The sequence below is a fragment of the Brevundimonas sp. S1H14 genome, from assembly GCF_047716865.1.
GTDB classification, from domain to species: domain Bacteria; phylum Pseudomonadota; class Alphaproteobacteria; order Caulobacterales; family Caulobacteraceae; genus Brevundimonas; species Brevundimonas naejangsanensis.
The window spans coordinates 747,904-766,313 of the sequence record NZ_CP136679.1 but is presented as its reverse complement, the minus strand read 5'-3'; the positions used below and the strand labels follow the sequence as shown (position 1 = coordinate 766,313).

The 18,410-nt window shown below is 68.6% G+C and carries 19 protein-coding genes; 5 read left to right on the top strand and 14 right to left on the bottom strand.

Annotated elements, in window-relative coordinates; genetic code table 11:
• Positions 1-7 precede the first annotated feature (7 nt).
• The 3 genes from RSD66_RS03730 to RSD66_RS03720 all read right to left on the bottom strand — a co-directional run bounded on the left by RSD66_RS03730 (position 8) and on the right by RSD66_RS03720 (position 1,667).
• Complete coding sequence (locus tag RSD66_RS03730; RefSeq protein ID WP_415289033.1) at positions 8-937, bottom strand: alpha/beta fold hydrolase; 930 nt, start codon at positions 935-937, stop codon at positions 8-10.
• A gap of 125 nt (positions 938-1,062) precedes the next feature.
• Positions 1,063-1,260 carry a helix-turn-helix transcriptional regulator gene (locus RSD66_RS03725; protein WP_024353604.1) on the bottom strand — a complete coding sequence of 66 codons (198 nt, stop codon included), beginning with the start codon at positions 1,258-1,260 and terminating at the stop codon, positions 1,063-1,065.
• Positions 1,260-1,667: a hypothetical protein gene (locus RSD66_RS03720; RefSeq protein ID WP_415289032.1), complete on the bottom strand. Its 408-nt coding sequence runs from the start codon at positions 1,665-1,667 to the stop codon at positions 1,260-1,262. Before RSD66_RS03720 ends, RSD66_RS03725 begins: the two co-directional genes overlap by 1 nt.
• Before the next feature lie 123 nt (positions 1,668-1,790).
• Between RSD66_RS03720 and RSD66_RS03715 the strand changes: the two genes are divergently transcribed.
• The gene (locus RSD66_RS03715) at positions 1,791-2,363 is read left to right on the top strand and encodes a hypothetical protein (protein WP_415289031.1); all 573 of its coding nucleotides are present in this window, start codon (positions 1,791-1,793) and stop codon (positions 2,361-2,363) included.
• Positions 2,350-3,015, top strand: coding sequence for a class I SAM-dependent methyltransferase (locus RSD66_RS03710; RefSeq protein ID WP_415289030.1), 666 nt, complete (start codon positions 2,350-2,352; stop codon positions 3,013-3,015). Before RSD66_RS03715 ends, RSD66_RS03710 begins: the two co-directional genes overlap by 14 nt.
• 8 nt (positions 3,016-3,023) lie before the next feature.
• Here the strand turns inward: RSD66_RS03710 and RSD66_RS03705 are convergent, their stop codons facing one another.
• From RSD66_RS03705 to RSD66_RS03695, 3 genes are all read right to left on the bottom strand, one after another.
• The gene (locus RSD66_RS03705; protein WP_024353608.1) at positions 3,024-3,596 is read right to left on the bottom strand and encodes an NADPH-dependent FMN reductase; all 573 of its coding nucleotides are present in this window, start codon (positions 3,594-3,596) and stop codon (positions 3,024-3,026) included.
• Positions 3,597-3,673: 77 nt separating this feature from the next.
• Complete coding sequence (locus tag RSD66_RS03700) at positions 3,674-4,984, bottom strand: nicotinate phosphoribosyltransferase (protein WP_415289029.1); 1,311 nt, start codon at positions 4,982-4,984, stop codon at positions 3,674-3,676.
• Positions 4,985-4,990: 6 nt separating this feature from the next.
• Entirely contained in the window at positions 4,991-6,856 is a 1,866-nt protein-coding gene (locus RSD66_RS03695; RefSeq protein WP_415289028.1) for a monovalent cation:proton antiporter-2 (CPA2) family protein, read from the bottom strand.
• A 169-nt stretch (positions 6,857-7,025) separates the two neighbouring features.
• Between RSD66_RS03695 and RSD66_RS03690 the strand changes: the two genes are divergently transcribed.
• The 3 genes from RSD66_RS03690 to RSD66_RS03680 all read left to right on the top strand — a co-directional run bounded on the left by RSD66_RS03690 (position 7,026) and on the right by RSD66_RS03680 (position 10,610).
• Entirely contained in the window at positions 7,026-7,439 is a 414-nt protein-coding gene (locus RSD66_RS03690) for a CBS domain-containing protein (protein WP_024353611.1), read from the top strand.
• Between the two features lie 90 nt (positions 7,440-7,529).
• Positions 7,530-8,120: a hypothetical protein gene (locus RSD66_RS03685; protein ID WP_024353612.1), complete on the top strand. Its 591-nt coding sequence runs from the start codon at positions 7,530-7,532 to the stop codon at positions 8,118-8,120.
• A gap of 102 nt (positions 8,121-8,222) precedes the next feature.
• Positions 8,223-10,610, top strand: a complete 2,388-nt coding sequence (locus tag RSD66_RS03680) for an ATP-binding protein (protein ID WP_415289027.1) — start codon at positions 8,223-8,225, stop codon at positions 10,608-10,610.
• Here RSD66_RS03680 and RSD66_RS03675 read toward each other — a convergent pair.
• The 8 genes from RSD66_RS03675 to RSD66_RS03640 all read right to left on the bottom strand — a co-directional run bounded on the left by RSD66_RS03675 (position 10,595) and on the right by RSD66_RS03640 (position 18,382).
• Complete coding sequence (locus RSD66_RS03675) at positions 10,595-11,131, bottom strand: periplasmic heavy metal sensor (protein ID WP_415289026.1); 537 nt, start codon at positions 11,129-11,131, stop codon at positions 10,595-10,597. The genes RSD66_RS03680 and RSD66_RS03675 overlap by 16 nt on opposite strands.
• Positions 11,132-11,133: 2 nt before the next feature.
• Positions 11,134-11,574 (bottom strand): hypothetical protein, encoded by a 441-nt coding sequence (locus tag RSD66_RS03670; RefSeq protein WP_415289025.1) that lies wholly within the window; start codon positions 11,572-11,574, stop codon positions 11,134-11,136.
• 10 nt (positions 11,575-11,584) lie between these two features.
• The gene (locus RSD66_RS03665) at positions 11,585-12,160 is read right to left on the bottom strand and encodes an RNA polymerase sigma factor (protein ID WP_415289024.1); all 576 of its coding nucleotides are present in this window, start codon (positions 12,158-12,160) and stop codon (positions 11,585-11,587) included.
• Positions 12,161-12,222: 62 nt separating this feature from the next.
• The gene (locus RSD66_RS03660) at positions 12,223-12,873 is read right to left on the bottom strand and encodes an EF-hand domain-containing protein (RefSeq protein WP_415289023.1); all 651 of its coding nucleotides are present in this window, start codon (positions 12,871-12,873) and stop codon (positions 12,223-12,225) included.
• A gap of 67 nt (positions 12,874-12,940) precedes the next feature.
• A complete protein-coding gene (locus RSD66_RS03655) occupies positions 12,941-15,826 on the bottom strand; it encodes a bifunctional [glutamine synthetase] adenylyltransferase/[glutamine synthetase]-adenylyl-L-tyrosine phosphorylase (RefSeq protein ID WP_415289022.1) in 2,886 nt (961 codons plus the stop codon).
• Positions 15,823-17,238: an ATP-binding protein gene (locus tag RSD66_RS03650; RefSeq protein ID WP_415289021.1), complete on the bottom strand. Its 1,416-nt coding sequence runs from the start codon at positions 17,236-17,238 to the stop codon at positions 15,823-15,825. Before RSD66_RS03650 ends, RSD66_RS03655 begins: the two co-directional genes overlap by 4 nt.
• The gene (locus RSD66_RS03645) at positions 17,235-17,633 is read right to left on the bottom strand and encodes an endonuclease domain-containing protein (RefSeq protein ID WP_415289020.1); all 399 of its coding nucleotides are present in this window, start codon (positions 17,631-17,633) and stop codon (positions 17,235-17,237) included. Before RSD66_RS03645 ends, RSD66_RS03650 begins: the two co-directional genes overlap by 4 nt.
• Positions 17,634-17,710: 77 nt before the next feature.
• Positions 17,711-18,382, bottom strand: a complete 672-nt coding sequence (locus RSD66_RS03640) for a response regulator transcription factor (protein ID WP_024353621.1) — start codon at positions 18,380-18,382, stop codon at positions 17,711-17,713.
• Positions 18,383-18,410 lie beyond the last annotated feature (28 nt).

Sequence of the window (18,410 nt, the reverse complement as noted above, 5' to 3'; positions counted from 1 at the left end):
TCAGCGGTCAGTCCTCGCTCTTGAGGAAGGCGTCGATCAGGGCGTTCAGCCGCTCCGGCTGATCGATCATGATGAAGTGCCGGGCGTCGTCGACGCGCTTCAACGTCACGCCCGGCAAGGCGGCGTACTCGCGGCTCCAGACGGCGTCGGCCAGGACGGCGGGCGCCCCGCCGTTCGCATCCGAGGCGTAGACGGCCCAGACCGGCGTGGTCATGGCCGCCAGTCCGGGGCGCGCGTCGGTCGTCATCACTTCGCTGATGGCGGACGCCATCGCCTGTCGGTCAGAGGCCATCGACCAATCGACCATGGCGCTGCGCCCGGCCTCGTTTCGCATCATGCCCACGGCCGTCTGCTGCTGCTGAACACGGAAGGCCGCCTCGTCTGCGCTCAGAATGGCGGCGGCGGCCTGATCGGCGAAGGGCTGGGCCGTCTGCGGCGTGACCTGCGGGCCGAACATGGCGCTGAAGAAGGGCAGGCTGTCCACGCTCATCACGCGGCTGACCGCCTCGGGATGCTGCTGCGCCAACAGCAGACTGCTGAGCCCGCCCATCGAATGGCCGATGACGGCAGGCCTGTTGAGCGTCGCCGCATAGCGGGCCAACTCATCGACGACCGGCTGAACGAAGGCGCCGTCCCCGTGCGCCCACGGCTCGCCTGCAAAGCCCGCCAGCTGCACCAGATGAACGCGATGCGAGGCCGACAGGCGCCGGGCCAGCGGCCGCCAGACTTCGCGCGAAGAGGCGAAGCCGGGGATCAGGATCACGTCTGGCCCCTGCCCGATCACCTCGACCGACAGGCGGTCGGAGACGAAGGCGGGCGCCTCGGCAACGGCCGGTTCGGCCTGGGCAGGCGAGACGATACTGGCGACGCTGAAGCCGACGGCGGCGGCCAGGATGAAGGCGCGCAGTATCTTGGCGGGAGCGGAGATCTTGGTCATGGCGTTTCCTTATGTGTCGGCCCTGCCCGCTGTTCAGCGCACAGCAGGGTTCGCCCCTCGGATCAGGCCCGAGGATGAAGGCGATGAAGCGAAACAGGAGAGTAAGGTTTTCCTGACTTTACGCGTCAGGCGTGCGGGTTCTCGAAGATGTCCTCGACCGGCCGCTCGAACAGGGCGGCGATGCGATAGGCCAGATCCAGCGAAGGGTCATGCTTCTCTGTCTCCAGAGCGTTGACCGCCTGGCGGGATACGCCCAGCGCCTGGCCCAACTGCTCCTGGGTCCAGTTACGCTCGGCGCGCAGCAACTTCAGCTTGTTCTTCATCAGTTCGACGACCGGATGAAGGGCGCCACCAGGCCGAACGCAGCCCAGAACAGCGGATAGATCAGCCAGGCCGGCAGATGCGGCGCCCCGGCGAAACTCTCGCCGAAGCCCCAGAACGTCGCCGCCGCCATCGCCAGTCCCGACGCGATGATGAACTGCTTGGCGGTGACCATGCGCACGAACTCGTCGCTTTCGCGCATCAAGGCCAGGGTGGCCCAGAGCTGGCCCACCACCGGCGCGGCGACCGCCGCCGCCAGCGCCCATCCTGCCGGCTTGCCCATCAGTTCGTCAAAAGCGTCCGTGGTCATCATCGCCACGCAAATCAACATGTAGGGAATCATGAAGGCGAAGGTGCGCAGGACATAGCGGCGTCCCGCCGGGGTGTATTGCTTGGAAAGGGTCAGCATAGCAGGCGCTCCTGACTTTATGTCATGAAAACCTGACATCATAGTCGTGTCATGTCAACCTGACTTTTATCAGCCCGTGCTGACTTTATTGCCACGAGCTTCAGCGCCCCCTAGCTTGCCCTCATGCGTAGTCTTCTCGCCCTCGTCGCTGCTTTCCTGACGACAGCCGCGCCGCTCTCAGCGCTGGCTTCCGTCACCGCGCCATTCCATGCGGAAGACGTGCGCGGCGCCCGCGACTACAGGGACCTGCCGCGCCTGGACGGGGCGCGTATTCGCGCCTGGCGGCAGTTGTCGGTGGCCGAGATCACCTTGCCGACCGCAGCCGTGGCCGAAGGCGCCGCCACCGAAGACGCCCATCGCATCCAGGGTCAGATCAATCATCTGGACTACGTCGTCCGCCCCGCCATCGCGTCGATCGACATGGCCCGGCACTATGAAGACGCCCTTCGCGAGGGCGGTTATGAGACCGTCTTCTCCTGCACCGGCATCGCCCGCTGCGGCTCGGGCATGGGCGCCCTGATCCTGCTCAGCGACACGGTGGCGCCCGCCGGGTTCGCCGACGGCGTGTTCAACGATCAGTTGCGGGTCATCGTGGCGCGCAAGGGTTCGACCTGGGTGCTGCTGCACATGACGCGCGGGCCGGACAGGTCGCTGGTCTATCAGGCCGTCATCGAGGGCGCCCGTGAGCTCGACTAGGCGCATCGCCGACCCTGCCCGCTTCATACGCGATAACACCCGCCTTCAACCCGTTTCGCATACGCCCGAAATCTCCCTGTGGCTGGCCGATGAGGTCACGCCGATCTGGCGCCTGACCGAGGAGGAACTGGGCGAGATGGGCCTGCCTCCGCCGTTCTGGGCCTTCGCCTGGGCGGGGGGACAGGCGCTGGCGCGCTGGTTGCTGGACCATCCGCAGGCGGTTGAGGGGCGCCGGGTGCTGGACCTGGCCGCCGGATCGGGTCTGGTGGGGATTGCGGCGATGAAGGCGGGCGCGGCCTCGGTTCTGGCCGCCGACATCGACCCCTTCTGCGCCGCCGCCGTCGCCGCGAACGCGCAGGCCAACGGCGTTCAGATCGCCTTCACCGCCGACAATCTGCTGGATGCCGCGCCCGCGTCGTTCGACCTGATCTGCGCAGGGGATGTCTTCTATGAGGGGCCGATGGCGCAGGCGATGCTGGCGTGGCTGAAACAGGCGCGAGCGACCGGGACAACCGTGCTGGTCGGCGACCCCGGCCGCACCTACTTCCCTAAGGAAGGCCTCAGCCTGCTGGCCGAATACCGGGTGCCGACAACGCGCGAGTTGGAGGACCAGGAGGTCAAGCGCACGCGGGTCTGGTCGCTGGACGCCTGACGCCCCCCTCAGGCGTCTCTCGGCAGGACGGTCAGCACCCGCGCCATGTGCTGGTGGAAGGCTTCCATATAGTCGCGCAGGAACTGTTCCGTGTCGGGAACCGAGACGTTGCCGTCATCGTCGATCAGGTCCGGCTTGAACTGGATATAGGCCTCGACCGCGTTCATCTGCGGTGCGTTCAGGAAGCCCAGGATGGGGCGCAGGGCCTGCTGTCCGACCGCCGTGCCGATGGCCCCGATGGAGGCCCCGATGACCGCCGTCGGCTTGTTCTTGAAGACATTGGTCCCATAGGGGCGGCTGGCCCAGTCGATGGCGTTCTTCAGCCCGCCAGGGATGGAGCGGTTGTATTCCGGCGTAACAATCAGGATGGCGTCCGAGCCCTTGATCGCCGCCTTGAAGTCGTTGGCGACGGCCGGATAGTCGGCGTCGTAATCGTAGGAATAGAGCGGCAGATCGGCGAAGCTGATCTCGGTCATGTTCAGCTTGTCCGGCGCCAGCCGAACCAGGGCCTTGGCCAGTTTGCGGTTGATCGAGCCCTTGGCCAGGCTGCCGATGATATAGCCGACGTTGTAGGTGGTCATGAGGGGCGTCCTGCTGGGTGAGGGCGGCGTCCACGGCCGCTGGCGAGTCAATGCCCAGCCAAGCTTGGCGGTTCCGTTCAGACGCGAACAGCCTGACGCCCCCGCCCCGCCTCGCCGAAGACGCGCAGATAGCGTTCGATCTCGGCGCGGTCGCCGGTGGCCTTTTCGACGTTGTCCGACAGCTTGACCGCCGGGCGGCCCGCCGCCTGCGTCACCTTGCACACCAGCGACAGGGGCAGCAGTTCCGGCGCCTCGACAGGGGCGCAGTCGCGGAAGTCATTGGTCAGATTCGTGCCCCAGCCGAAGCTGGTGCGCACCCGGCCCTTGAAGTGGGCGTGGGCCGCCTCGATGCCGTCGACGTCCAATCCATCGGCCAGAACCAGCAGCCGCTGGCGCGGGTCGCGGCCCTTGGACGCCCACCACTTCATGATGATTTCGCCGCCCTCGATCGGCGGGGCGGAATCGGGGCGGAAGCCTTTCCAGTCGGCCAGCCAGTCAGGCGCGTCGTCCAGAAACGCCTGCGTTCCGAAGGCGTCCGGCAGGGCGATCAGCAGATTGCCGTCATAGGCCGCGCGCCATTCCTCCAGCACCCGATAGGGCGCGGCGCGCAGGGCCGCCTCGTCCTCGCCCGCCATCGCCGCCAGGACCATCGGCAGTTCGTGGCCGTTGGTGCCGATGGCCTCAAGGTCGTTGTTCATCGCCAGCAGCACGTTTGAGGTGCCGATGAAGGCGCTTCCCAGCCCCTCCTTCAGCGCCTCGACGCACCAGCCCTGCCACAGAAAGCCGTGGCGGCGTCGCGTGCCGAAGTCAGACAGGGCCAGCGGCTCCAGCTTTCTCAGCCGCTCGATCTTGCTCCACAGCCGGGTCTTGGCGCGCGAATAGAGGATGTCCAGTTCGAACCGGCCCATGCGGCGCAGGGCGCGGCGGCTGCGCAGCTCGTTCAGGATCGACAGGGCGGGGATTTCCCACAGGGTGACGTCGGCCCAGCTTCCCGAAAACTCGAGCCGATACTGGCCGTCGGCGCTGCGCGAGAGGTCGTATTCCGGCAGACGATACTCGGCCAGCCACGCCAGGAAATCAGGGCTGAATATCTGCTTCACCCCATAGAAGGTGTTGCCGCCCAGCCAGATCAGCTCGCGGTTGGTGAAGCGCAGGGACCGGGCGTGGTCCAGTTGGGCGCGCAGTTCGGCCTCGTCCACCTCTTCGGCCAGCCGCACCGAAGTCGTGCGGTTGATCACCGAGAAAGTCACCGGCACGTCGCGGAACCGCCGCCAGATCAGCTGCAACATCAGCAGCTTGTAGAAGTCGGTGTCCAACAGGCTGCGGACGATGGGGTCCAGACGCCAGCCGTGGTCATAGGCCCGCTTGGCCAGGTCGATGTTCGCCATACCCGATCAGTCCGCCTTTCGTTCCGCCGGTTCGAGAACCGCTTCCGCCGGGGCCTCGTCCTCATTGACCAGCCGCCCCTCGCGGTGCGGCTTGATATAGGGAGTCGGCTTGGGCGTCGGCATATTGCCCCGCATCATGGCCCGCCCGGCCCCCAGACCGCCGGTGACCTCCAGGTCCAGCCGCGCCTCGTCGCGGCGGCGCACGTCGGCGATGACCTCAGCAGCTTCGTCCTGCGGCAGGCCTAGTTCCTCCAGCACGGCCTGACCGAACTTGAGCGCAGATTCGAAGGTCTCGCGCACCTGATAGTCCACGCCCGCCTGGATCAGGCGCAACGAATGCCCCCGGTCGAAGGCGCGAACCAGAAGCTTCACGCCCGGAAACTCGGACTTGACCAGTTGGACGATGCGGTCGGCGGTCTCGGGCCTGTCGACGCAGACCAGCACCGCCTCGGCCCGCCCCGCGCCCGAGGCCCGCAGCGTGTCCAGCCGCGTGCCGTCGCCGTAATAGACCTTGAAGCCGAAGTTCCCCGCCGCCTGAATCATCTCCACGTCGTTCTCGATGATCGACACGTCCACGTCGCGCGCCAGCAGAGGCTGGGACACGACCTGCGCGAAGCGGCCGAAGCCGATGATCAACACTTGGCCGCCCAGACCCTCGGCGGCGTCGACGCCCTCGGCCTCTTCCGGCGACAGGCCCGCCTCCTTCGGCAGGAAGCGCTTCAACGCCAGCGTCGTCAGCGGCGTCAGCGCCATGGACAGGATGACGATGGCCGTCAGGGCCGCGCTGGCCTGGGCGTCGATCACCCCGGCGCCGGCCGCCGCGCCGTAGAGGACGAAGGCGAATTCGCCGCCCTGGGCGAACAGGGCCCCCCGCTCGACCGCTTCATGATGGCGCGCCCTGAACAGGCGGGCGACGACATAGATGACCAGCGCCTTGACCGCCATGAAGGCGGCCAGCCCGGCGACGATGATGCGCCAGTCGTTGATGACCACGCCGATGTCCAGCGCCATGCCCACCGACAGGAAGAACAGGCCCAGCAGGATGGCGCGGAACGGCTCCACATCGGCTTCCAGCTGGTGCCGGAAAGCCGAGTCCGACAGCAGCACCCCGGCCAGGAAGGCGCCCATCGCCATCGACAGGCCGACCTCGTCCATGATCCACGCCGTGCCCGCCACCACCAGCAGGGCGGCGGCCGTCATCACCTCACGCCCGCCGTTGCGGGCCAGGAATCGGAACGCCGGATTGATGGCGTAGACCCCGACCGCCAGCACCCCCGCCAGGGCCGCCAGCGCCAGTCCAATCGACCGCCACAGCGGCGTCTCGCTCTCGGCCGCATGCCCAAGGGACGCGCCCAGCAGGGCGACGATGGCCAGCAGGGGCACGATAGCCAGATCCTCGAACAACAGGATGCTGACCGCCCTCTGGCCGCCGGGCGTGGGCAGGTCGCCGCGCTCTTCCAGCATCTGGATGATGACGGCGGTCGAGGACATGACGAAGCCCATCGCCCCGACAAAGGCCACCGGCGCCGAAACCCCTGCCGCCATCGCCACGCCGGTCAGGGCCAGCCCCGCCAGCCCGACCTGTGCAGAACCGAGGCCGAAAATCTCCCGCCGCATCCCCCACAGGCGCTTGGGCCGCATCTCCAGCCCGATGATGAACAGGAAGATGACCACGCCGAACTCGGCGACGTGCAGGATGACTTCAGGCTCACGGAACAGGGCCAGACCGAAAGGACCGATGGCGACCCCCGCCGCCAGATAGCCGAGCACCGAGCCCAGCCCCAGCTTGCGGAACACAGGCACCGCTACCACGCCCGCCGCCAGCAGGGCCGCCACATGGCCCAGGTCCAGTCCCGTCGCAGCCTCGGCCATCGCTCACCTTTGATGATCTGGTCTTCTCATAGTGGGGGCGAACGCTGTCGATTGCGAGAGGCGCCATCGCTCCGCCTGCGTCGTCAAATGCGCCCCTGTCGGAACTGCGTCCCCCGCACGCGGGTTTCCCCGCAGGGCCGCAAGGAGCCCCTTTTACCGGGAGAACGCCATGAAGATTCGCGACGTGATGAGCAAGGACGTGCAGGTCGCTCGCCCCGAAGACACCCTGCAGACCGTCGCCGGACGGATGGCGGCGGGCGACTTCGGCTTCATCCCCGTGGCCGACGGCGATCGCCTGATCGGCGCCCTGACCGACCGCGACATCGTCGTGCGCGGCGTGGCCTCGGGCGCCGGGCCGGAGGCGAGGGTGCTGGACGTTCTGTCGCGCGACGCCCTTGTGGTGCGGGCCGACGATGACTTGAAAGTTGCGCTGGACCTGATGTCGTCGCGTCAGATCCGCCGCCTGCCGGTGGTGGACAAGGACGGCCGTCTGGTCGGGGTGGTGTCGCTGGGCGACCTGTCGACGCGGGTCAAGGAACGCTACGCGGGAGAAGCGCTGGAAGAGATTTCCCGTCCCAGCTGACAGCCTTAAGCCCCCGCTAACCACGTCGCGGAACCCCGCGATAACAGCTGATGCGCCATGCTGCCTCTTTGATTTTCAGGGGAGACCGGCATGGCGCGCGCCCAGTTCCAGAAGGGCCAGAAGGTCTGGGTCGAAAGCGTCGGCGTCTGGGCCCAGGTCGAAAAGGTCAATCCCGTCTGGGCCAAGGGCTTCGACGAGCCTGTCCGCATCACCTATGACGTGGGTCTGGGCCGTGAGTTCGCGGGCGCCGAGCTGCAACTGCCCGCAGAGGATCGCGCGGCCACGGCCATAGGCGACTGGCGCATCCTGCGCGCGCGCAACAAATGGCAGGATGTCGCCGATTGCGCGCACCATCCCTTTCCCGGCAGCTATCCGGTCGTCGTTACCGACAAGGCTGACTGGGGCGGCTGGCGCGTGCCCGGCGCCGAATACGACCGCGATCCTCAGCGCATCGAGTTCCAGTCGCGCCTGATCGCCGCCGCGCCCGAACTGATGGATCTGGCGCGTGAAATCCTGGCCTCAGTGGCCGAGGCGCCCGATGACGCTCCGCCCGAGACGGTGCGTCTGGCGCGACGGGCGCAGACGGTGCTTCGCCGGATCACTGATGTTCTCGCCCCTCCGCCCGAAGCTTTGCGAACGGGGTCGGGCGACACCGCAGCGCCTTTCGAAACCGAGGCTTAGCGGCCAGACTCCGCCTTGATGTCGCCTCCCGGCCGCCGACCCTCGACAGGAGTCGGCGACACAGCCTAGATTCTTCGCTGAATCGGCACAGGAGGTCGCCTTTTGCAGGGCATAGAGCGGCGCAGCTATGGGCCGGGCCGCAGGGCCACGGACCGACAGGGCGCGCGATCGGCGCCCTGGGCGCGCATCCTTGCGCTTGCCGTCGCCATTGCACTTGTGGCTTACGCCCTTCTGGTCCTGCGTGAGGCTGATCGACCCCGCCGCGAAGCTGAGGCCGCCCGCATCGAAGCCCTCAGTCTGGAAGCGCGACTGGCCGCGTCGCAGGTCGAGGCCCAGGCCAACCGCGCAGCCCTGGCCCTGCGCGCGGGCGCCCGCGCGCTGAACCAGACGCCCGCCCAACCCGCCGCCGCCCTTGACCATGCGCGCGGCTTGGCCCCCGAAGCCGCCTTCATGATCGTGGATGCGCAGGGCCGGATTCTGGCCGCCAGCGGCGCGCGCCTTTCCGCCCCCGCCGCCGCCATCTCCGCCGTCCAGCTGGGCGAGGACGGCATGACCCAGAGCGTCACGACAGGCGGCGGCGCCGTCCTGCTGGCCCGCACGCCCCTGCCTGAACTCAAGCCCAGCCTGAGGGACGTGACCCTGTCGGTCATGCCCGCGGGCCAGACCCCGGCCGAGCCCGGCCGCGCCGTCAAGGGACCGGACGGACAGGCGCGCTCGGCCGCCGTCGCGCCGATCGGCGACACCGGGCTGGCCGTGGTGGCCGCCCTGCCCCGCGCCCACGGCCTGGCCGCCTGGCTGGAAGACGCCTGGATGCTGGCCGGGCCCTTGCTGCTGGTGGTGCTGATGCTGGGCGTCATCGCCTTCCAGAACAGCCGCCAGATGCGGGCAGGCCGTCGCTGGGCCGAGACCGAGCGGCGCTTCCGCGTGGCGGTCGAGGCCGCGCGTTGCGGCATATGGGAGTGGGACATCGGTCGCGGCGAGATGGTGCTGTCCGACTATATGGCCGCCCTTCTGGAGGTCGAAGAAGGCTCGCGCCTGACGACCCAGGCGCTGATCGAACGCGTCCATCCCTCCTATCGCGACGTGCTGCATCAGGCGCTGGACGAGGCGGCCCTGAACGGCGCCTTCGAAGCCGCCTTCCCGATCCCGCTGAAGTCGGGCGGCGTCCGCTGGATCGACGCGCGCGGCCAGTCACGTCAGCCGCGCCGCGACGACGTCTTCGTCAGCCTGATGGGCGTGGCGCTGGACGTGACCGATGCGCGCCGCACCAAGGCCCAGGCCCAGGCCGCCGAGGGTCGGCTGCGCGACGCGATCGAGAGCGTGTCGGACGCCTTCGTCCTGTTCGACCGACGCGGCCGCCTGATCCTGTGGAACCAGGGCTTTCAGGACGCCTTCGCCTTTCCGCCCGGCGTCGTGCGACGCGGCGCGCTGAAGGACGAGCTGAACCGCATCGCCGCCGACGCCATCAAGTCCGAACGCCCATCCGTCGAAGGGCGCGCGGGCGTGCGCGAGGTCGAACTGAAGGACGGCCGCTGGTTGCAGATGGCCGAACGCTTCACCGGCGACGGCGGCACGGTGGTGATCTGCGCCGACATCACCGTCGTCCGCCGCCAGGAAGCCGAACGCCGCCGCGCCGCCGATGAACTGCGCGCCATGGTCGAGGAACTGGAGGCCAGCCAGGACAAGCTGTCCCTGCTTGCGCGCAAATATGAGGTCGCCATGACCCGCGCCGAAGACGCCAACCGCGCCAAGTCCGAGTTCCTGGCCAATATGAGCCATGAACTGCGCACGCCGCTGAACGCCATCAACGGCTTCTCGGAGATCATGGCGGGTGAAATGTTCGGGCCGCTGGGCGACCCTCGCTACAAGGGCTACGCCGCCGACATCCACGCCTCGGGCCAGCATCTGCTCAGCCTGATCAACGACATCCTCGACATGGCCAAGATCGAGGCGGGCAAGCTGACCCTGCACTATGAGGCGGTGGCGCTGGACGTGCTGTGCGGCGAGGCGGTGCGGCTGATGCGCGGCAAGGCGCTGGAGTCTCAGTTGCAGCTGGCCCTGTCCTGCCCGGACGGGCTGCGCGTCGAGGCCGATCAGCGCGGCCTGAAACAGGTCCTGCTGAACCTGATCTCAAACGCCGTAAAGTTCACGCCCGAGGGCGGGGCGGTCAGAGTCAGCGTGGTTCCCAGAGACGATGAGACGGTGCGCATCGCCGTGGCCGATACCGGCATCGGCATCTCGGCGGACGACCTGGCGCGTCTGGCCCAGCCGTTCGAACAGGTCGAAGGCCAGCATTCCAAATCGACGCAGGGCACGGGCCTCGGCCTGGCCCTGACCAAGTCGCTGATCGAACTGCATCGCGGCCGGATGACGATCGACAGCGAGCCGGGGCGGGGCACCACCGTCTGGTTCGACCTGCCCGTCAAAGCCCCGCAAGGCGCCATGAAGCCCGTGAGCGGCCCGGTTCAGCGGGTTCAGCGCGCGGCCTGATCGTCCGTAGGAGCCCCCGCATTCTCTGCGGCCTTGTGCTCCGGATGCGGCGTCGCGCACGTATCGCGGGTCCTCGACTTATGCCGCGACAGGATCGGCGCGAGGGCCTTGCGATTATCGGGCGACAGGCGGCCCAGCGTCTCGACCGCACCGGCCTCCAGACGAGCGCGCCCGCGCATCTCTGAGGCGCGAGACCTTTCCAACAGAGCGGCGACCGTCACGGCGTCGAAGCGATCTGACGCCGTCATGACGATGGCTTCACGCCGCGCGGCGCGGGAGTCCTCGAAATCCGGCCGCGCTTCAAGGGCGTTGGCGCGCAGCTCGCTCCGGACCTGATCGCGGACGGCAGGCGGCAAGGCCTCGACCACGGCCCAGACGGGCTCGCTGCGACCCGGCCTGCGCCCTTCGATCGCCTGATTCTCGGCCTTGCGTGACAGCACCCAGGCGGTGCCCCCGCCGACGACGGCGAAGATGTTGAGCGCGACCGAGGCCGCCAGGGCGATCTTCAGACCCTTGTTCATACTTATCCCCCCAGGCCGGCGGCCAGGATTTCAGCGTCGTCCGCCGCTGTCAGACTGGCTTGATACAAGACGGTGTCGGCGCGGATTTCCGCCGTCATCTGACTGGTCAGCACCATGCCGAAGGCCACGCCTGCGCAGGCGGCGGCGGCCCAGCCCGCGCCCGACATCCAGGCGAACGGCCCCCACAGCCCTCGACGCCGCCCAAGATGGGCGCCCGCCGCATCAGCGATGACCCGCTCGCGCAGGGCGTGAGACGGCGCCGGACGCGGCGCCGCGTCGAGAAAGGCGTCCAGCACGTCCGCCTCGCCCAGAACCAGCCCTGCGCGCGGATCGCCAGCCAACAACCGGCGAGCGGCCTCGCGCTCCGCTTCGGGCCAGCGTCTCAGGTCGGCGCCATAGGCGTCAGCCAGATGCTTAAAACGTTCCAGGTCCATCGTCGTCATCTTCAGCCCCTTATCTCCCCGTCGTCTTCACGACGCCCTGCGGCGCGAGATCCGCCAGCGCCGCCCGCAACGCTCGCCGCCCGCGTGACAACAGGCTTTCCAGCGCCTCGACGCTGATCTCCATCAGGGCTGCGGCTTCGATATTGCCCAGCTCCTGATAGTGGCACAGGACGATGGCCTCGCGCTGGCGCGGCGGCAGGCGCGACAGGGCCGCCTGAACCTGGGCGCCCGTCTCGGCGGCCAGAAGCCCCCGATCCGGCGCCGGACCGTCGTCGATATGGTCAGGAATGACGTCCGTCGCGATCTCGCGGCGGCGACGCAGCCGGTCGTAACAGAGATTGAGGGCCACGCGATGCAGCCAGGTGTCGAAGCGCGCCTGTCCGGGCGTCCAGCGCGGCGCCTGCTTCCAGGCTCTGAGCATCGCCTCCTGGGCCACGTCCTCAGCCTCCGCCGCATCGCCCAGCATCCGCTGAGCGAGCGACAACATGCGCGGCAGCTTGCGCGCGACCATGGCCTGAACGGCGGCAGGATCGCCCGCGCCCACGCGCTTCACCAGGTCCTCGTCGGGGTCGGCGACCTTCGCCAATCACGCCTCTTTGCTTGGCTGCAACAAGGGCAAGCGGTCCAGCCGCCGTCCCCGACATCACCTTACTCCGAAACGGGCGCCGAAGGCGACGCCGTCCCCTGCGAACTGACCGCCGGGCGCTGCATCCGGCGCATGTCGCGCTTCTGACGCATCTCGGCGCGGCCCGCCCGCATGGCGGCGCGGCGCTCTTCGACGCTCAGCGTCCCGTCGCTGTTCGCGTCCATGCGGGCGAAGGCCTCGGTCGCCTTACGCTCCACTTCGGCGATGACGATAGGGAAGCGGTCGGCGTCGCCGCGCGCAGCGTGGCCCCCCATGCGCCCCTGCTTCATGCCGCCCCTCGCATGGCCCCAACGGCCGGCGCCCATACGGCCTTCGCCGCTCGCCTGCTGGCGCGGCGCCTCAAACTCGGCGCGGCTGATGGAGCCGTCCTTATCGGCGTCCAGACGGTCGAACTGGGCGGCGCGACGTTCTGCGCGGCGGGCCTGGGCATGGGCGCGCATTTCCTCGGCCGTCACCTGACCGTCCCCGTTCGCGTCGGCGGCGCGCAGTCGCTCCACGCGTCGCTGGACAAAGTCAGCCTGACTGATCGGCTGACCCGCAGACTGGGCCATGCGCGCCTGGCGTCCTGTTTCCGGCGTCGTCTGTGCAGCAGCGGCGCCGCCCAGCGTCAGCATGAGGGCGGATACGGCGGCGGCGGCGAATATGGTCTTCATCTCGATGGTCTCCTGGGGCGAAGCCGCCCCGAAAGCATCCCTGTCGAGAGATAGAACGGCGCCCGGATCAGTTTCCGTCGCTGATCGGCGGCAAAACCGCATCAAACGCCCGCCGCGCCCGCAGACGCAGGTCGATCAGACGCGCCTTCAGCGTTTCAAAATCCGGCGCCCCGACCGCTGCAGCCAGACGCTTCTGAAAGCCCGGCGGCTCCTGATCGGGGTCGTTCTTATCCTCGAAAGCGCAGGCGGTCAGCTGCGACAGCTGTTGATGCATGCGCCAGCTGTCGGCCAGCACAGGGTCGTCCTTCAGCGCCTCCAGCGTCGAGACGGTCAGGGGCCGGCCCGCCGCCCCCGCCATCAGCTGGCGGTATTGGCCGACGAACTCGGCGTCCACCTGAGCCCCCGCCGACAGCTTCAGGTCCCAGAAGCCCTTAGCCGCCCGTTCGCGCTCCATCAGGTCGCGCATCGCCCGCACTTCGCGCGCGGTTTGCACAGCATCCCTGGGCCGCCGCAAGGCCTCGTCCAGCGCCGCCGTGACCTCGGCGCCGAAGCCGTCGTCGCTGGCCCACACCACGCGCGCGCGGGTCAGGGCCATGAACTCCCAGGTATCGGCCTCTTCGGCGTAATAGACGCGCAGGGTCTCCAGCCGCACCGACACCGGCCCCTTCGAACCGGTGGGCCGCAGGCGCATGTCGACCTCATACAGACCACCCTCGGCGGTGTGGGCGGACAGGGCGGCGATAAACCGCTGGGTAAAACGACCATAGAAGGTCTCGGCGCTCCAGCCGCGCCCGGCGGACGCGGCCTCGGGCGGCGCCGCATAGACGGTCATCAGGTCCAGGTCCGAGCCCGCCGACATCTCGCGCGAGCCCGCCTTGCCCAGGGCGACGACGGCGACCGCGCCCGCCAGCGCTCCGCCCAGACGCTCGGCCTCCTTCAAGGCCGCCGGGGCCAGCGCCCGCATACAGGCCTCGGCCATATCGGTATTGGCGCGCCCCGCCTCTTCCGGTCCCGCACGGCCGGTAATGGTGTGCATGCCGATGCGGAAGACCTGTTCGCGATGCTGGCGACGCACCACGTTCATCGCCTCCTCGAAATCGGTCGCGGCGGCGGCCTCGGCCAGAAGCTGGCCGACGACGCCCGAGTCAGCGTCCAGGTCCGTCAGGAAGCGCGCGTCCAGCACCCCGTCCAGCGCCTGCGGACGCCGCCCCAGCATCCGCGCCAGCCGTGGCGCAAAGGCCATCACCTCGACCACCAGTTCGAACAGCTTGGGCTGGTTCAGGAACAGGGCCTGCACCTGCACCCCGGCGCTGAGCCCGGCAAAGAAGACGGCGAACCGACGGAAGGCCGCGTCTGGGGCCCCCGTCTTGGCCACCGCCGTCAGCAGTTGCGGCGCCAGCCGGGTGAACAGTTCGCGCCCCCGCGCCGTGCGCGTCGCCTGAATGCGGCCGTGGTGCCAGCTGCGGATCGTATCGGACACGCTGGCGGGCTCGGAGAAGCCCATGCGGGCCAGCGTCTCCAGCGTGCCGGGGTCGTTCTCCACCCCGGTGAAGACGAGGCTGCCATAGGGAGAGGAAAGGTCTTCGCCCCCCTCGAACAGTTCGCCGTAGCGGGCGTTGACCCGCACCAACAGGCGCTCGATCCCGCCGTCGAAGGCCGCCAGATCGCCCTGCCCCGCCAGAGCCGCCACATCGGCGCGGCGTTCAGGATCGACGGGCAGGATATGCGTCTGTTCGTCCGCCAGCATCTGAGCCCGATGCTCCAGCGCGCGCAGCTCGACATAGGCGGCGCGCAGTTCGTCGCGCGCCTCGGGGCTGACATGACCCGCCTTGGTCAGGGCGTCCAGCGCCTCCAGCGTGCGCGGCGAGCGTAAGGACCGGTTCCGCCCCCCCAGGATCAGCTGCTGGGTCTGGACGTAGAACTCGATCTCACGGATGCCGCCGCGACCCAGCTTCAGATTGGCGCCCGCCGCCTCCAGCCCCTCGCCGGTTTTGTGGACGTGGATCTGTTTCTTGATCGACTGGATGTCGAGCACCGCCTGATAGTCCAGACTGCGGCGCCAGATGTAGGGGACCAACGCCTTCAGGAAACCGGCGCCCTCGGCCGCATCGCCGGCGCAGACGCGGGCCTTGATGAAGGCCGCCCGCTCCCAATTCTGACCGACGGATTCATAGTAGGCCAAGGCCATCGGCGCGGCGACCACAGGCGGGGTCGAGGACGGGTCCGGCCGCAGCCGCAGATCGACCCGAAAGACGTAACCGTCCGCCGTCCGCTCGGCCAACAGGGCCGTCAGCCCCTGCGCCAGACGGTTGACGAAGCCCTGCATTTCGACGCCCTCGGACAGGGCGGTCTCCAGCACTTCCGGCTCATAGAAGAGCGACAGGTCGATGTCCGAGGAATAGTTCAGCTCGAACGCCCCGCCCTTGCCCATGGCCAGGACGAACAGGCCCGGAACCGACCCGCGCGGGTCGTCGGGTGCCGAGATCAGCCGCCCCCGCCGGCGCCAGTCGTCGGCCGTGATCCGAAGCGCCGCCCGCGCCGCCGCATCGGCGAAGCGCGACAGGGCGCCCGTCACCTGATCCAGATTCCAGACTCCGCCCAGATCGCACAGGGCCGTCAGAAGATGCAGCTCCGCCTTCAGATGACGCAGCGGCGCCTTGGCCTCGTCCGGCGCGCCGGTCAGGGCGTCCGTCGCCGCCAGAATCTCCGCCAGCCGCGCCTCGGGATCGCCGTCCAGCGTCAGCCGCAACCGATCCGGCCAGCGTCGCGCCAGCCCGGCCAGATAGGGCGAGGCGGCGAATACCGGCGACAACGCCCCCCACGCCGCATCCAGCGTCGCGCGCCAGCCGTCGGCTTCCGCCACTTGAGCCAGTCGTTCATGCAGGCGCGCCGCCGCCTCTGCGTCGCGCACGGGACCGCAGGGCTGCAACCGTCCCGCCAGGCCTTCGCTCACGCCTCGACCTCTGGCGCCCGCGTGGCGGCGGGCAGGATCAGGGCCACGCGCAGACCCGGCCCGCGCCCGTCATAGACGCCCGGTCCCTCGTCCAGCTGGATGCGGCCGCCGTGCGCCTCGGCTACCGCCGTGACCAGCGACAGACCCAGCCCCGAGCCCGGCTCGGTGCGGCTGTTGTCCAGCCGCACGAAGCGTTGCAGCACGCGCTCGCGGTCTCCGTCCGGCACGCCCGGCCCGTTGTCGGTGACCGAGAACTCCACATCGCCCGACGAGCGCCGCCGCGCACGGAACATCACCGCCCCGCCTTCGGGGGTATATTTGACGGCGTTGTCGATCAGATTGGCGAGCGCCTGGGCCAGGAAGGGCTGGTTGCCCTCGATCATCAGCCCCTTCTCGACCTCGGCGGCGAACTCCAGCCCCTTGTCCTCGCCCGCCGGTTCATAGAGTTCGGCCATGTCTGCAGCCAGATCAGCGGCGTCGAACACCTTGGGCTCGGGCGCCCCACCCGCCTGAAGCCGGGCGATGGCCAGGACGGTGTTGAAAGTCTTGAGCAGGGCGTCGGCTTCATCCAGCGCCACGCTGAGGGCGTCGACGCCCGAGGTCCGCCCCGCCTCGGCGTCGATCAGGGCCACCTCCATCTTGGCCTTCATCCGGTTCAGCGGCGTGCGCAGGTCGTGGGCGATGGCGTCGCCGGCATGGCGGATCGAGGCCATCGAGCCTTCCAGCCGGTCCAGCATGCCGTTCAGACCCTCGGCCAGTTCGTCCAGTTCGTCGCCGGAATGACGGATGGGCACGCGCGCCTTCAGATCGCCCTCCTGAACCGCCGTGACCACGCGGTTCAGCCCGGCCATCGCCCGCTCGACGCGACGGCTGATCCACAGCCCGCCGCCGACGCCCAGCACCAGCACCATGACCATCGCGCCCCACAGAGCCTGGGTCAGCCGCGCCAGATAGGCCTCGATGTCGCCGATGTCCTCGCCCACGAACAGGTGTTCGCCGCCTGACAGCGAGGTGTTGACGCCGATCGACTGACGGCGCCGGACGCGACCGTCCTCGTCCGTATCGGTCAGTCGGAAGCTGTCCCACTGCCCCGGCTTCACCCCGTCGGGCACGTCGGTGATGTTGGCGGTGATGATGCGGCCCTCGGCGTCCTTGAAGACATAGAGGTAGGGCCCGTGGCGGATCGCCCGTTCGACCAGCGCCTGATTCAAAGCGTCTCGGCCGCGCGTGCGATAGATGGCGGTCAGACTATCGACCTCGCCCTGCACACTCGTCTCGGCCCGCGTCCGCGCCTCGGACGCCGAGGCGAAATAGACATAAGCCAGCACCGCGCTCGCCGTCGCCACGAACAGCGCCAGAAACAGCAGCGTCAGCCGAAAAGGGGTACGCCGAAAGAGCGAGGGGAGTTTCACTTTGGCTTATCTCCCTCCCCTTCATGGGGAGGGTGGTCGCGCAGCGACCGGGTGGGGAGGGCTTCAAGCGCGCCCATTATGCCCGCCATCACGCCGTCCAGATCATCGTGAACGGCGGCGTTGTCGAACCTCAGCGTCGTGAACCCTTCGCCTGCCAGCACCGCGTCTCTCACCCTATCCCTGTTCGCGCGCGCCTCGACCGTGTGGGTGACGCCGTCGACCTCTATGACCAAGCGCCGGTCAAAGCAGACGAAGTCGAGATAATAGCCGCGAAACGGAGCCTGCCGCCGAAAATGAAACCCTTGAGCGCGCAACAGCTTCAACTGCACCCACAGACGCGCCTCGGGCGGCGTCAGCGCCTTTCGCATGGCGCGGGCTCGAGCGATGATCGCCATGATTTGCAAGCCCTCCCCACCCGACCGGCTGCGCCGGCCACCCTCCCCATGAAGGGGAGGGAGAAAGATTGCGCGCCTTACGCCTCCAGCCGGTACCCCGCGCCGCGCACGGTCTGCAGCATGGCCCTGTCGAAACCCTTGTCGATCTTGGAGCGCAGGCGGCTGATGTGCACGTCGATGACGTTGGTCTGGGGGTCGAAGTGGTATTCCCAGACCTTCTCCAGCAGCATGGTGCGCGTCACCGACTGGCCCGCGTGGCGCATCAGGAATTCCAGCAACTGGAACTCGCGCGGCTGCAGGTCGATCTCCTGACCCTCGCGGTGAACGGTGCGGGCGATCAGGTTCATCTCCAGATCGCCGACCTTGAGCACGGTCTGGACTCCGCCCGTCTCGCGGCGACGCGACAGGGCCTCGACCCGCGCGACCAGTTCGGCCAGGGCGTAGGGCTTGACCAGATAGTCGTCGCCGCCCGCCTTCAGCCCCGTGACGCGGTCCTCGACCTCGCCGAGAGCCGACAGAAACAGCACCGGCGTCTGGTCGCCGCCCTTGCGGATGGTCTCGACCATGCCGACGCCGTCCAGGCGCGGCATCATCCGATCCACGACATAGACGTCGTAGCCGCCCTTTTGCGATTCCAGCAGGCCGAAGGCGCCGTCCACGGCGTGGGTGACCTCGTGCCCGGCCTCGCTCAGGCCGCGCACCATGGCGGTCGCGGCTTCAGCGTCGTCCTCAACCACCAGAATACGCATGCAGCCTCCCAAAAAAGATTCGGCGGCG

What these genes read in the sequence shown, in the direction of transcription:
- RSD66_RS03670 (WP_415289025.1), bottom strand. Translation starts at nt 11,574, where the DNA reads ATGACGACGATGGACCTGGAACGTTTTAAGCATCTGGCTGACGCCTAT.
- RSD66_RS03685 (WP_024353612.1), top strand. Translation starts at nt 7,530, where the DNA reads ATGGCGCGCGCCCAGTTCCAGAAGGGCCAGAAGGTCTGGGTCGAAAGC.
- RSD66_RS03730 (WP_415289033.1), bottom strand. Translation starts at nt 937, where the DNA reads ATGACCAAGATCTCCGCTCCCGCCAAGATACTGCGCGCCTTCATCCTG.
- RSD66_RS03695 (WP_415289028.1), bottom strand. Translation starts at nt 6,856, where the DNA reads ATGGCCGAGGCTGCGACGGGACTGGACCTGGGCCATGTGGCGGCCCTG.
- RSD66_RS03690 (WP_024353611.1), top strand. Translation starts at nt 7,026, where the DNA reads ATGAAGATTCGCGACGTGATGAGCAAGGACGTGCAGGTCGCTCGCCCC.
- RSD66_RS03725 (WP_024353604.1), bottom strand. Translation starts at nt 1,260, where the DNA reads ATGAAGAACAAGCTGAAGTTGCTGCGCGCCGAGCGTAACTGGACCCAG.
- RSD66_RS03705 (WP_024353608.1), bottom strand. Translation starts at nt 3,596, where the DNA reads ATGACCACCTACAACGTCGGCTATATCATCGGCAGCCTGGCCAAGGGC.
- RSD66_RS03720 (WP_415289032.1), bottom strand. Translation starts at nt 1,667, where the DNA reads ATGCTGACCCTTTCCAAGCAATACACCCCGGCGGGACGCCGCTATGTC.
- RSD66_RS03700 (WP_415289029.1), bottom strand. Translation starts at nt 4,984, where the DNA reads ATGGCGAACATCGACCTGGCCAAGCGGGCCTATGACCACGGCTGGCGT.
- RSD66_RS03640 (WP_024353621.1), bottom strand. Translation starts at nt 18,382, where the DNA reads ATGCGTATTCTGGTGGTTGAGGACGACGCTGAAGCCGCGACCGCCATG.
- RSD66_RS03645 (WP_415289020.1), bottom strand. Translation starts at nt 17,633, where the DNA reads ATGGCGATCATCGCTCGAGCCCGCGCCATGCGAAAGGCGCTGACGCCG.
- RSD66_RS03675 (WP_415289026.1), bottom strand. Translation starts at nt 11,131, where the DNA reads ATGAACAAGGGTCTGAAGATCGCCCTGGCGGCCTCGGTCGCGCTCAAC.
- RSD66_RS03715 (WP_415289031.1), top strand. Translation starts at nt 1,791, where the DNA reads ATGCGTAGTCTTCTCGCCCTCGTCGCTGCTTTCCTGACGACAGCCGCG.
- RSD66_RS03660 (WP_415289023.1), bottom strand. Translation starts at nt 12,873, where the DNA reads ATGAAGACCATATTCGCCGCCGCCGCCGTATCCGCCCTCATGCTGACG.